This window comes from Geodermatophilus sabuli (assembly GCF_010686765.1).
In the GTDB taxonomy this organism is placed as follows: Bacteria; Actinomycetota; Actinomycetes; order Mycobacteriales; family Geodermatophilaceae; genus Geodermatophilus; species Geodermatophilus sabuli_A.
Genome location: NZ_JAAGWF010000009.1, coordinates 71056 through 83595, shown reverse-complemented (window position 1 = coordinate 83595; position 12540 = coordinate 71056). Strand labels below are relative to the sequence as shown.

The 12540-nt window shown below is 75.5% G+C and carries 10 protein-coding genes; 8 read left to right on the top strand and 2 right to left on the bottom strand.

Annotated elements, in window-relative coordinates:
* Positions 1-2 precede the first annotated feature (2 nt).
* The gene (locus tag GCU56_RS09095) at positions 3-263 is read right to left on the bottom strand and encodes a hypothetical protein (RefSeq protein WP_163481378.1); all 261 of its coding nucleotides are present in this window, start codon (positions 261-263) and stop codon (positions 3-5) included.
* A gap of 146 nt (positions 264-409) precedes the next feature.
* On the opposite strand from GCU56_RS09095, the gene GCU56_RS09090 reads away from it, so the two are divergent.
* From GCU56_RS09090 to GCU56_RS09065, 6 genes are read left to right on the top strand one after another with little or no spacing between them, the layout of a single operon-like run.
* Entirely contained in the window at positions 410-1594 is a 1185-nt protein-coding gene (locus tag GCU56_RS09090) for a glutamate--cysteine ligase (RefSeq protein ID WP_163481376.1), read from the top strand.
* The gene (locus GCU56_RS09085) at positions 1591-2835 is read left to right on the top strand and encodes an amidohydrolase (protein ID WP_163481374.1); all 1245 of its coding nucleotides are present in this window, start codon (positions 1591-1593) and stop codon (positions 2833-2835) included. The genes GCU56_RS09090 and GCU56_RS09085 overlap by 4 nt, the downstream gene beginning before the upstream one ends.
* A gap of 34 nt (positions 2836-2869) precedes the next feature.
* Positions 2870-4771, top strand: coding sequence for a methylmalonyl-CoA mutase subunit beta (locus tag GCU56_RS09080; protein WP_163481372.1), 1902 nt, complete (start codon positions 2870-2872; stop codon positions 4769-4771).
* Positions 4768-6978 (top strand): methylmalonyl-CoA mutase, encoded by a 2211-nt coding sequence (gene scpA, locus GCU56_RS09075; RefSeq protein ID WP_163481370.1) that lies wholly within the window; start codon positions 4768-4770, stop codon positions 6976-6978. The genes GCU56_RS09080 and scpA overlap by 4 nt, the downstream gene beginning before the upstream one ends.
* Before the next feature lie 43 nt (positions 6979-7021).
* Complete coding sequence (gene meaB / locus GCU56_RS09070; protein WP_163481368.1) at positions 7022-8023, top strand: methylmalonyl Co-A mutase-associated GTPase MeaB; 1002 nt, start codon at positions 7022-7024, stop codon at positions 8021-8023.
* A gap of 9 nt (positions 8024-8032) precedes the next feature.
* Complete coding sequence (locus tag GCU56_RS09065) at positions 8033-8527, top strand: hypothetical protein (protein WP_163481366.1); 495 nt, start codon at positions 8033-8035, stop codon at positions 8525-8527.
* Positions 8528-8534: 7 nt separating this feature from the next.
* Here the strand turns inward: GCU56_RS09065 and GCU56_RS09060 are convergent, their stop codons facing one another.
* Positions 8535-9008, bottom strand: coding sequence for a gamma-glutamylcyclotransferase (locus GCU56_RS09060; RefSeq protein ID WP_163481364.1), 474 nt, complete (start codon positions 9006-9008; stop codon positions 8535-8537).
* 117 nt (positions 9009-9125) lie between these two features.
* Here GCU56_RS09060 and GCU56_RS09055 point away from each other — a divergent pair, with 117 nt between their 5' ends.
* Positions 9126-10529, top strand: a complete 1404-nt coding sequence (locus tag GCU56_RS09055; protein WP_163481362.1) for an NAD(P)H-quinone dehydrogenase — start codon at positions 9126-9128, stop codon at positions 10527-10529.
* Positions 10530-10783: 254 nt separating this feature from the next.
* Positions 10784-12529: a reprolysin-like metallopeptidase gene (locus GCU56_RS09050; RefSeq protein WP_163481360.1), complete on the top strand. Its 1746-nt coding sequence runs from the start codon at positions 10784-10786 to the stop codon at positions 12527-12529.
* Positions 12530-12540: the final 11 nt, after the last annotated feature.

Here is a 12540-nt window from a genome sequence, read left to right as displayed (position 1 = left end):
CCTCAGGCCCTGGGGGAGGCGCACGCGGGCTGCGACAGCAGGTAGGACTCGTAGCGGTCGGAGAAGATCGGGTGCCCCTCGGCGTCGGTGCCGGGCCAGCTCGTGGCCTGCTGCAGGAGCGCGGCGCAGGAGAGGTCGCGGGTGTCGACGGCGGCCGGGTCGGCGAGGGCGGCGGGGGCGGCGGAGCCGACCAGGACGGCGGCGGCGGCGACGGTGACGACGCGGGCGAGGGTGCGGGTGCGGGTCGGGCGGCGGGTGCTCATGACCGGGTTACCTCCGGGTGCGGCGCCGGGCGGGTCCCTGGCGACGCACCCAGCACAGGCCCGGACGGTTGCGGGTCGGCCGTGCGCGGTTGCGGTCCGGTTGCGGTGGCCCGGCCGAGTGCGGTGATCGTCCCTACACTCGCCGCGTGCAGATCCCCTTCCGCTCCTCCGAGCGCGCCAGTCTGGGTGTGGAGTGGGAGCTGCAGCTCGTCGACCGCGAGACCCGCCAGCTGACCGCCGGCGCCGTCGAGATCCTCTCCGAGCTGTGCCCGGACGGGGCCGAGGAGCACCCCAAGGCCAAGCACGAGCTGCTCCAGTCGACGATCGAGATCATCACCGGGATCTGCACGACGGTCGCCGAGGCCAAGGCCGACCTCGCGGGCACCCTCGCCGAGGTGGCCGCGGTCGCCGACCGGCACGGCCTGGGGCTCATGTGCGCCGGCACCCACCCGATCACCGACTGGCAGACCCAGCAGATCTCGCCCAAGGAGCGCTACCTCCAGCTGGTCGAGAAGATGCAGTGGCTGGCCCGCCGGCTGCAGATCTTCGGGGTGCACGTGCACGTCGGCGTCCGGGCGCCGGAGAAGGCGATCCCGATCGTCAACGCGCTCACCCAGTACGTGCCGCACTTCCTCGCCCTGTCGGCGTCCTCCCCGTACTGGGTCGGCGCCGACACCGGTCTGGCGAGTGCGCGCTCGAAGGTCTTCGAGGGGATGCCGACCGCGGGCCTGCCCTACCAGCTCTCCGGCTGGGACCGCTTCGAGCAGTACATGGACACGCTGATCTCCACCCACGCCATCGAGAGCGTGCGCGAGGTGTGGTGGGACATCCGCCCGCACCCCGACTTCGGCACCGTGGAGCTGCGGATCTGCGACGGGCTGCCGACCCTCGACGAGATCGGCGCGGTCGCCGCGCTGTCGCAGTGCCTGGTGGAGCAGTTCGACCGCGAGCTCGACCGCGGCTACACGCTGCCGGTGCCGGCCAGCTGGATCCTGCGGGAGAACAAGTGGCGGGCGGCCCGGTACGGCCTGGACGCCGACATCGTGGTCGACGACAAGGGCACCGTGCGACCGGTCCGCCAGGCGATCACCGACCTCGTCGAGGACCTCATGCCGACCGCCCGCCGGCTGGGCTGCGAGACCGAGCTGGGCGACGTCGGGCGCGTCCTCGCCGTCGGTGCCTCCTACCAGCGCCAGCGGGCGGTCGCCGCCGCGAACGGCGGTGACCTGCGGGCCGTCGTCGACAGCCTGCTGGCCGAGATGCACGGCGGTCTGCCGGCCGCGGGTCCGGCGGGGGCACCCGCCGCGCCGGCCGGGGGGCACGCCGCATGACGGCCTTCGCGGAGGCGCTGGGGACGGCGGTCGACGCGTGGGCGGAGGAGCGCCAGCAGCAGCTGGTCGCCATCCGGCGGCACCTGCACGCCCATCCGGAGCTGGCCTTCGCCGAGTTCGAGACGACGTCCTTCCTCGAGCAGCGGCTGCGCAACGGCGGCCTCGCGCCCAAGCGGCTGGCCACCGGCACCGGCCTGGTCGTCGAGATCGGCTCCGGCGACCCGGTGGTCGTGCTCCGCGCCGACATCGACGCCCTGCCCCTGGCCGACCTCAAGGACGTGCCCTACGCCTCGACGCGCGAGGGCCTGTGCCACGCCTGCGGGCACGACGTGCACATGACCGTCCTCCTGGGCGCGGCGCTGGCGCTGGCCACGCTCGACGACCTGCCCGGCACGGTGCGCTGCGTGTTCCAGCCGGCCGAGGAGTCCATCCCCGGGGGCGCCACCGAGGTGGTCGCCTCGGGCCTCCTCGACGGTGCCTCCCGCGCGTTCGCCCTGCACTGCGACCCCTCCATCCCGGCCGGCACGATCGGGTTGCGGACCGGGTCGATCACCGCGGCGTGCGACCGCGTGGACGTCACGCTGACCGGACCGGGCGGGCACACCGCCCGCCCGCAACTGACCGTCGACCTCGTCGACGCCCTCGGGCGGCTGATCACCGACGTGCCCGCCCTGCTGTCCCGGCAGGTCGACCCGCGTGCGGGCATGTCGCTGGTGTGGGGCGCGGTCAGCTCCGGCGTCGCGGCCAACGCGATACCGCAGCGGGGCCACTTGCGTGGCACCGTGCGGGTGCTCGACCGCGACGAGTGGCAGAACGCCGAGGGGCTGCTGCGCTCCCTGGTCGCCCGCGTGGCCGCGACCACCGGCGCCGAGGTCGAGGTCGACTACGTGCGCGGCGTGCCGCCGGTGGTCAACGACCCCCGCGCGGTGGCCCTGCTGCGCTCGGCGGCCCTGGAGACGGTCGGCAACGAGAGCCTGCGGCTGTCCGCGCAGAGCATGGGCGGGGAGGACTTCGGCTGGTTCGCCGACGTGCTGCCGATCGCCCTGGCCCGGCTGGGGACGCACGGCGGCGGCGCCCCCCTGGACCTGCACCGCGGCACCTTCGACGTCGACGAACGGGCCATCGCCGTCGGGGTGCGGCTGCTGGCCCGGACGGCACTGCACGCGCTCGCCGCGGACGCCGGCACCCCGCCGTCGGGACGATCTCCTGGTCCCACCCGGTCGGCGGGCGACCGACGGTAGACACTGGCCGGATCGACTGGAGGGGAGCCCGACGATGAGTTCCACCGATCAGCAGCCCGCCCACGCCGGCGACGCGGAGGTGCCGGCCGAGCACGAGGTGCCCGAGGAGTTGCGCCTCGCCGGCGACTTCCCGGCCGTCACCCGCGACCAGTGGCGCGACCTCGTGGCCGGCGTGCTCAGGAAGGCCGGCCGCGAGGACCTCCCGGACCGCGTCGAGGACGCGCTGCGCCGGCCGGTCGCCACCGGCGTCACGGTCGCGCCGCTCTACACCGCCGAGGACGCCGGTGACCTGCCGACGGCGGTCGGCGTGCCGGGCCTGCCGCCGTTCGTCCGCGGTGCCCGGGCCGGTGCGGCGGTGCCCGGCGGCGGCGATCCGGCCGCGTTCGGCCTCCCCGCCGGCTGGGACGTCCGGCAGCGGCACGCCCACCCCGACGTCGCCGTCACCAGGGAGGCGATCGCCGCCGACCTGGAGAACGGCGTCACCTCGCTGTGGCTGGTGCTGGGGGAGGGCGCGGTGCCGGTCGAGGCGCTGCCCGAGGTGCTCGCCGACGTCCTGCTCGACCTCGCGCCGGTCAGCGTGCAGGGCGGTCCGGACGCCGCGGCGGCGTTCCTCGCGCTGGCCGAGGGGCGCGAGCTCGCGCCCGGGGGTTCGCTGGGGCTGGACCCGCTCGGCCTGCAGGCGGCGTCCGGGCAGCTGCAGGACCTCGCCGCACTGGCCGACGTGGCGCGGCGGGCAGCGGCGCACCCCGGGCTGCGCACGGTCGTCGTCGACGGCACCGTGTGGGCCGACGCCGGGGGATCGGTGGTCGAGGAGCTGGGCTGCTCGCTGGCGGCGGGCGTGGCCTACCTGCGCGCCCTCACCGAGGGCGGCCTGTCGGTCGACGAGGCGTTCGGCGCCCTGGAGTTCCGCTTCTCGGCCTCGGCCGACCAGTTCACGACGATCGCCCTGCTCCGGGCCGCCCGCCGGACGTGGGACCGCGTCGGCGAGGCCAGCGGCGCCACGCCCGACGTCCGGGCGCAGCGTCAGCACGCGGTCACCTCGTCGGTGATGACCACCCGGCGCGACCCGTGGGTGAACATGCTCCGGACGACGGTCGCCTGCTTCGCCGCGGGAGTCGGCGGGGCCGACGTCGTCACGGTGCAGCCCTTCGACGCCGCCCTCGGCCTGCCCGACGCCTTCTCCCGCCGGATCGCCCGCAACACCCAGAGCCTGCTGGTCGAGGAGGGCAGCCTGGCCCGCGTGCTCGACCCCGGCGGGGGCTCCTGGTACGTCGAGTCGCTCACCGAGGACGTCGCCCGCGCGGCGTGGGAGTGGTTCACCGAGATCGAGCGGGCCGGCGGGCTGGTCGCGGCGCTGACGTCGGGCCTGGTGGCCGAGCGGATCGGCGCCGCCTGGGCCGAGCGCAGCGACCGCCTGGCGCACCGCTCCGACGCGATCACCGGCGTCAGCGAGTTCCCGAACCTCGCCGAGCGGCTGCCCGAGCGGGAGCCGGCGGCGCTGGTGCTGCCCACCGGCGGCCTGCCGCGGGTCCGCGCCGCGCAGGCGTTCGAGGAGCTGCGGGACCGCGCCGACGCCGCGAGCACGCGTCCGGCGGTCTACCTGGCCACGATCGGCCCGGTCGCCCGGCACACCGCGCGCGCCTCGTTCGCCGGCAACCTCTTCCAGGCCGGCGGGCTGGCCACGCCAGCGGGGGACGGCGCCTCCGGCCTGGCCGACGCCGGGACGACGGTGGCCTGCGTCTGCGGCACCGACCGGGACTACGCCGAGTCGGCGGCCGCGCTCGCCGCCGACCTGCGCGCGGCCGGGGCCACGACGGTGTGGCTGGCCGGGCAGCCGTCGCTGGACGTGGACGGCGTCGACGGGTACGTGTACGCCGGATGCGACGCGCTCGCGGTGCTGCGGGCGGTCCACGAGCAGCTCGGAGGTGCGGAATGAGCGGGATCCCCGACTTCGGCGCGCTGGACCTGGGACAGCCGGGGGCGCACGTCACCGGCGACGACTGGGCCAAGCGCTTCGAGGAGGTCACCGGGCACCGCGTCGCGGACGCGGCCTGGGAGACGCCCGAGGGCATCGCCGTCCCGCCGCTGGCCACCCCGGCGGACCTGGCCGGGCTGGACTTCCTCGACACCCTCCCGGGCCTGCCGCCCTACCTGCGCGGGCCCTACCCGACGATGTACACCACCCAGCCGTGGACCGTCCGCCAGTACGCCGGCTTCTCCACCGCGGCGGAGTCCAACGCCTTCTACCGGCGCAACCTCGCCGCCGGACAGCGCGGGCTGTCGATCGCCTTCGACCTGCCCACCCACCGCGGGTACGACTCCGACCACCCGCGCGTGCCGGGCGACGTCGGCATGGCCGGCGTCGCGATCGACTCGATCCTCGACATGCGGCAGCTCTTCGACGGCATCCCGCTGGACAAGATGAGCGTCTCGATGACGATGAACGGCGCCGTCCTGCCGGTGCTCGCGCTCTACGTCGTCGCGGCGGAGGAGCAGGGGGTCGCCCCCGCGCAGCTGACCGGGACCATCCAGAACGACATCCTCAAGGAGTTCATGGTCCGCAACACCTACATCTACCCGCCCAAGCCCTCGATGCAGATCATCAGCGACATCTTCTCCTTCACGTCCCAGCAGATGCCGCGGTTCAACTCGATCTCCATCTCCGGCTACCACATCCAGGAGGCCGGGGCGACGGCCGACCTGGAGCTGGCCTACACGCTGGCCGACGGGGTGGAGTACCTGAAGGCGGGCCAGGACGCCGGGATCCCCGTCGACGGGTTCGCGCCCCGCCTGTCGTTCTTCTGGGCGATCGGGATGAACTTCTTCATGGAGGTCGCCAAGCTGCGCGCCGGGCGGCTGCTCTGGGCCCGGCTGGTCAAGGACGCCGGCGGGCAGAACGCCAAGTCGCTGGCGCTGCGCACCCACTCGCAGACCTCGGGCTGGTCGCTGACCGCGCAGGACGTCTACAACAACGTCGTCCGCACCTGCCTGGAGGCCATGGCCGCCACCCAGGGGCACACCCAGTCGCTGCACACCAACGCCCTCGACGAGGCGCTCGCGCTGCCGACCGACTTCTCCGCCCGGATCGCCCGCAACACCCAGCTCCTGCTGCAGCAGGAGTCCGGCACGACCCGGGTGATCGACCCGTGGGGTGGCTCGGCCTACGTGGAGAAGCTGACCTACGACCTGGCCCGGCGGGCGTGGGCGCACATCGAGGAGGTCACCGAGCACGGCGGCATGGCGCAGGCGATCGACGACGGCATCCCGAAGCTGCGGATCGAGGAGGCCGCCGCCCGCACCCAGGCCCGGATCGACTCCGGCCGGCAGCCGGTGATCGGCGTCAACAAGTACCGCGTCGAGGCCGACGAGGCGATCGAGGTCCTGCGCGTCGACAACGCCGACGTGCTCGCCCAGCAGAAGGCCAAGCTGGCGGAGCTGCGGGCCTCGCGGGACGGCGCCGCGGTCACCGACGCGCTCCGGCGGCTCACCGACGCCGCGCGCGCCGCGGCCGAGGGACGGCGGGGCCGCGACCTGGACGACAACCTCCTGAAGCTGGCCGTCGACGCCGCGCGGGCCAAGGCCACCGTCGGGGAGATCTCCGACGCGCTGGAGGAGGTCTACGGGCGGCACGCCGGCCAGGTGCGCACCATCTCCGGTGTGTACCGCGACGAGGCCGGGGACACCGGCCCGCTGGAGGAGACCCGCCGGATGGCCGCGGCGTTCGAGGAGGCCGAGGGGCGTCGTCCCCGGATCCTGGTCGCCAAGATGGGTCAGGACGGCCACGACCGGGGACAGAAGGTCATCGCCACCGCGTTCGCCGACCTCGGCTTCGACGTCGACGTGGGCCCGCTGTTCCAGACCCCGGAGGAGGTGGCCCGGCAGGCGGTCGAGGCCGACGTGCACGTCGTCGGCGTCTCGTCACTGGCCGCCGGGCACCTCACCCTGGTGCCGGCGCTGCGCGAGGCGCTGTCCGCGCTCGGGGCCGACGACGTGATGGTGGTCGTCGGCGGCGTCATCCCGCCCGACGACGTCCCGACGCTGACCGAGATGGGCGCCGCCGCGGTGTTCCTGCCCGGCACGGTCATCGCCGAGGCCGCCCAGGACCTGCTCACCCAGCTGTCCAGCCGCCTCGGCCACGCGTGAGGACGACGGCCAGAGTGGCCACTCCGGCCGTCGGGAACGGGACGTGAGCCGGGAGGTCGACGTCCCGGCGCTGGTCGAGGGGGTGCTGGCCGGCGACCGCCGGGTGGTGGCGCGGGCGATCACGCTGGTCGAGTCCCGGCGGGGGGACCACCGGGAGCGGGCCCAGGAGCTGCTGGTCGAGCTGCTGCCGCACGCCGGGTCGGCCCGCCGGGTGGGCATCAGCGGCGTCCCGGGAGTGGGCAAGTCCACCTTCATCGACTCCCTCGGCGTGACCCTGACGGCCGCGGGCTCGAGGGTCGCGGTGCTCGCCGTCGACCCGTCGTCGGCCCGGTCGGGCGGGTCGATCCTCGGGGACAAGACGCGGATGTCGCGCCTGTCGGTCGACCCGGCCGCGTTCATCCGCCCCTCGCCGACGTCGGGGACGCTCGGCGGGGTCGCGCAGGCCACCCGGGAGTCGATGGTCGTCGTCGAGGCGGCCGGCTACGACGTCGTCCTGGTGGAGACCGTGGGCGTCGGGCAGTCGGAGATCGCCGTCGCCGAGATGGTCGACTCCTTCCTCTTCCTCACCCTGGCCCGCACCGGCGACCAGCTGCAGGGCATCAAGCGCGGCATCCTCGAGATCGCCGACGTGATCGCGGTCAACAAGGCCGACGGGCCGGCGGCCGGCGACGCGCGGAAGGCCGCCCGCGAGCTGGCCGGGGCGATCCGGATGCTGCGGGGGCACGGCGAGACCTGGGACGTGCCGGTGCTCACCTGTGCCGGGCTGACCGGGGAGGGCCTGCCGGAGGTGTGGGCCAAGCTGGTCGAGCACCAGGACCGGATGCGGGCCTCCGGGGAGTTCGCCGAACGCCGCCGGGCGCAGCAGGTGCGCTGGACCTGGCAGCTGGTCCGCGACGGGCTCGAGCACCGGCTGCGCGCGCACCCCGGCGTGCGGTCGGCCCGGCCCGGGCTGGAGCAGGCGGTGCTCGCGGGCGAGCTGACGCCTGCGCTGGCGGCGCGGCAGCTGCTGGGGGCCTTCCTCGGGGAGGACGGCGCGGCTCGTTAGCCTCGCGGGGTGCCGACTTCCGATGCCCTACCGTTCCGGTCCCTGTTCGTCGTCGGCGCTGCCCTGAGCACGGTGCTGGTGACCGGCTGCGGCGCGGACGACACCGCGTCGTCGGCGTCCTCGCCCGCCGCGTCGTCCAGGGCGTCGTCGGCCGCGTCGTCCGCGGCGGGGGACGAGCCGGTGGTCGAGGGCGACACCTGCGAGCAGCTGCGGTCGGCCGGAGCCAACGGCGCCAGTTTCGGGCCGGTGCAGGCGCTGCTGCCCAAGGCGGACCTGCTGGACTGGATCGACGGGAAGCTCACCCCGCTCCAGCAGTCCGACCCGGCCGCCGACGTCGCCGACGCGTGGGCGACCGCGCAGAGCTACCTGGAGGAGTACCAGGCGGCGGCGCAGGCGCTGCCCGACGGGGGCACGGTCGACGACCCCGCCCTGTTCGACCCGGGTGACGAGGTCGAGGCAGCCCAGCAGGAGCTCACCGACTGGTGGTTCGACACCTGCGCGTGAGCGCGGCTCAGACGCCGGAGGAGCGGCACTCGCGGGAGCGGAGCTCCTCGAGGTAGTCGGCCGGGGCGCCGGCGGACTCGGCGGCGTCGGCCAGCGCACCCAGGTGCCGGGCCGAGGGCAGCCCGCCCTCGAAGGCGTCCAGCACGTAGACGTAGGCGACCTGGTCCCCGGTCAGCGTGTGCACCCGCAGGTGCAGCTTCCGGTACAGGCCCAGATCGGCGCCCTCCCACGCGTCCAGCGCCTGCTCGTCGGCGTCGGTGAGGTCGTAGAGGGCGACGAAGACGCCGGGGGTGAGCGCCTCACCCGGCGTCGTGTCGTCGGGCACGAGGGTGGCCATCGCCCCCTCCCACCCGTACTCCTCCGCCCCGAAGGTCAACCGCCAGCCCCGGATCCAGCCGGTGCCGGTGTGCGGCGAGGAGGGACAGCGCCGGAGCATCTGTGCGGGGTCCATGTTCGACCCGTACGCGGCGTAGAGGCCCATCGCCTGCGAGCCTACGGCCGTGTGGCACGGCTGACCCGGGGGGATGGACGACGGCGGGACCGGCAGCGGGGAGAATGGCGGGCGCTCGTGTCCGTTCGGCTCACCAGTGAGGACTCCATGACCCGCATCGTGATCATCGGCGGCGGCCCCGCCGGCTACGAGGCCGCGCTGGTGGCTGCATCGCTCGGTGCCGAGGTCACCGTCATCGAGCGGGACGGCGTCGGTGGCGCCAGCGTGCTCTCCGACTGCGTGCCCTCGAAGACCTTCATCGCCTCGGCCGGCGCGATGACCGGCGTCCGCGACTCGGCGTCCCTCGGCGTGCAGGGTGCCGAGCTGGCCGCCGTCGGCATCGACCTGGCCGCGGTCAACCAGCGGGTCAAGGGTCTGGCCGTCGCCCAGTCGGCCGACATCCGGGAGCGGCTGATCGGCGAGGGCGTGCGTGTCGTGGCCGGCCAGGCGCGGCTCTCCGACGAGATCCGCGGCCTGGCCGAGCACCGGGTCGAGGTGCGCGACGCCGAGGGCACGGTCACCGAGACGCTGGAGACCGACGTCGTCCTCATCGCCACCGGCGCCGACCCGCGGGTGCTGGCCGGGGCCGAGCCCGACCACGAGCGGATCCTCGACTGGCGGGACGTCTACGACCTGCAGGAGATGCCCGAGCACCTCGTCGTCATCGGCTCCGGGGTGACCGGCGCGGAGTTCGCCTCCGGCTACCTGGAGGCCGGCGTGCGGGTCACGCTGGTCTCCTCGCGGGACCGGGTGCTCCCCGGCGAGGACTCCGACGCCGCCGAGGTGCTCGAGGAGGTGTTCCAGTCCCGCGGTGGCCGGCTCGAGCGCGGCCGGGCCGCCGCGGTGCAGCGCACCGAGAAGGGCGTCGCCGTCGAGCTGACCGACGGGCGCACCGTCGAGGGCTCGCACGCGCTGATGACCGTCGGGACGGTGCCCAACACCGAGGGGCTCAACCTCGATCGGTGCGGCGTCGAGCTCGCCCCCTCCGGTCACGTGGTCGTCGACCGCGTCTCCCGGACGTCGGTACCGGGCATCTACGCCGCCGGTGACGTCACCGGGGTGTTCCAGCTGGCCTCGGTCGCGGCGATGCAGGGCCGGATCGCCATGTGGCACGCCCTCGGTGAGGCGGTCACCCCGATCCGGCTGAAGACCGTCGCGGCGAACGTCTTCACCCACCCCGAGATCGCCACCGTCGGCGTCCAGGAGAAGTCACTGCCCGACGACGTGCAGGTCGACGTCGTCCGGCTGCCCCTGGCCACCAACGCCCGCGCCAAGATGAGCGACCTGCGGGACGGCTTCGTGAAGCTCTTCGCCCGGCAGGCGACCGGCGTGGTCGTCGGCGGGGTGGTCGTCGCCCCGGGGGCGTCGGAGCTGATCCTGCCGATCGCCCTCGCGGTGACCAAGGGGCTCACCGTCACCGACCTGGCGCACACCTTCGCGATCTACCCGTCGCTGTCCGGGTCGATCACCGAGGCCGGCCGGCGGCTGATGGGCGCCGACGCCCTGGCGTGACAGAGGACCCCGCTGCCCCCCGCCACTCGCGAGCTCGCGGCGGGCCCCTGCAGCGGGGCCACGGTGCCCCGCGCCACTCGCCAGCCCGCGGCGGACCCCGGGGGCGGGGCCGGCGGGGCGTGTGGTGCGCCGGGTGCGGGACGGACGGGGCCTGCGGGACGCGCGGGGCGCCGTGGGACTGAGGTGACACCGGGTTCGGCTGGATTCCGTCCGCCCGGTGCCGACAGGGACCTCGCCCGCCGATGGGAAGGGGGATGCACCCCCACCGGACGACCCCCGCCCCCCGCCGCCGCCCACTCCGGGCGCTGGCCGGTGTCGCGACGGCCCTCGTCGCCGCGCTGGCGCTGCCGCCGGTGGCCGCGCACGCCGACGAGCCCGCGGGGGACACCGTCGTCGGGGCGCTCGTGCAGGCCTGGCCCGAGGCCGGCCTGGACGGCCACGCCACCGGGGACGCCGGGCACGAGGTCGCCGAGGCGCCGCTGAGCTGGGTGCAGACCGCGGCCGGGGAGTCGGTGCGGGTGCCGACCGACGCGCTCGCCGGCCTGCCGGTCGGCGCCACGGTGGAGGTCACCGTGGGGGAGCAGCTGGCCGACGCCGCCGGCGAGGACGGCTACGAGCCGGCCCGCGACGTGCTGGCCGCCGAGCTGCTGGCGGACGCCGAGCCCGTGGCCGCGGCCCGGATGGGGCTGCTCACCAACGAGGTCACCGTCGCGATGGTGGTGCCGGCCGGCGGCGCCGAGGACGGGACGACGCTCGACGAGGTGGTCGCCGCGGTGGACGGCCCGGTCGCCCGGTACTGGGGCGAGGAGACCGACGGCGCGATCGCCCTCGGGGTCACCGCGGCCACCGACTGGATCACCACCGACGCCGGCTGCTCCGACCCCACCGCGCTGTGGGACGAGGTGGCCGCGCGGACCGGATTCGTGCCCGGCCCCGGCCGGCACCTCGCCGTCTACCTGAGCGGTGCACCGCGCGACCTGCCCGGGTGCTCCTACGCCCTGGGCGAGATCGGGACCGGCCCGGGCACCGGCGGCCGGCTCTACGTCCGCGACGTGCTGCCCTCGGTCATCGCCCACGAACTGGGTCACAACTTCGGCCTCGGCCACTCGTCGGGCCACCAGTGCGACGGTGCCGTGGAGACCGGCCGCTGCCGCACCGCCCCCTACCGGGACTACTACGACGTCATGGGCGCCTCGTGGAGCCGGTCGGGCGCGCTCACCGCGCCGCAGGCCGCCCTGCTCGGCGTGCTGCCGGCGTCCGCGCAGCTGGTGCTGCCGGCGGCCGGTCCGGCGGCGACGGTCACGCTGGCACCGCTGGCGGGCCGGACCGGCACCCGCGTGGTGCGCCTGACCGACCGCGAGGGCGCCACGTACTGGCTCGAGTACCGGGCCGCGGTCGGCCGGGATGCCTGGCTGGACTCGGCCGAGGACCGCTTCGGCCTGGGCTCCGGCGTCCTGCTGCGCCGCAGCGGCGCCATGCCCGACACCTCCCTCCTGCTCGACGGCACCCCCGCGGCCGCGGCAGGGTGGGACGCCGACCAGCAGGCGGCCCTGCCGGTGGGCGTGCCCGTGCCGGTCTCGGGCGGTGACCTGACCGTCACCGTCGAGGCCGTCTCCGCCGCCGGTGCCACGGTGACGGTCGCCCCTGCCGCGGGCGACGCGCTCCCCGTCACCCCGCTGCCCCCGCGGACCGGTCGCCCGTCGGTGCTCCCGGGAGCGGGGTCCGCGCCGGCCGCGGCCGCTCCCGCCGCTCCGGCCGACGCCGTGACCGCCGACGCGGCACCGGTCGAGGTCGCGCCGGCCCCCGACGCGGCCGCCGTCCCCCTCGCCCGGGTGGACGGCCCGGCAGCGGCCGAGGCCGGCCCGGACACCGAGACGGTGGCGTCGACCCGGTCCACCGCGGCCGGCTGGGCCGTTCCCGCGCTGCTCGCCGGCGTTCCGCTGCTCGGGCTCACCTGGTGGGCCGGCACGCGGCGACGGGCGGCCGGCAGCCGGTCCTGACCCCTCGCCGT

Coding starts and splice junctions, on each gene's coding strand:
- GCU56_RS09055 (WP_163481362.1), top strand. CDS start 9,126: ATGACCCGCATCGTGATCATCGGCGGCGGCCCCGCCGGCTACGAGGCC.
- scpA (WP_163481370.1), top strand. CDS start 4,768: ATGAGCGGGATCCCCGACTTCGGCGCGCTGGACCTGGGACAGCCGGGG.
- GCU56_RS09095 (WP_163481378.1), bottom strand. CDS start 263: ATGAGCACCCGCCGCCCGACCCGCACCCGCACCCTCGCCCGCGTCGTC.
- GCU56_RS09050 (WP_163481360.1), top strand. CDS start 10,784: ATGCACCCCCACCGGACGACCCCCGCCCCCCGCCGCCGCCCACTCCGG.
- GCU56_RS09085 (WP_163481374.1), top strand. CDS start 1,591: ATGACGGCCTTCGCGGAGGCGCTGGGGACGGCGGTCGACGCGTGGGCG.
- GCU56_RS09060 (WP_163481364.1), bottom strand. CDS start 9,008: ATGGGCCTCTACGCCGCGTACGGGTCGAACATGGACCCCGCACAGATG.
- GCU56_RS09080 (WP_163481372.1), top strand. CDS start 2,870: ATGAGTTCCACCGATCAGCAGCCCGCCCACGCCGGCGACGCGGAGGTG.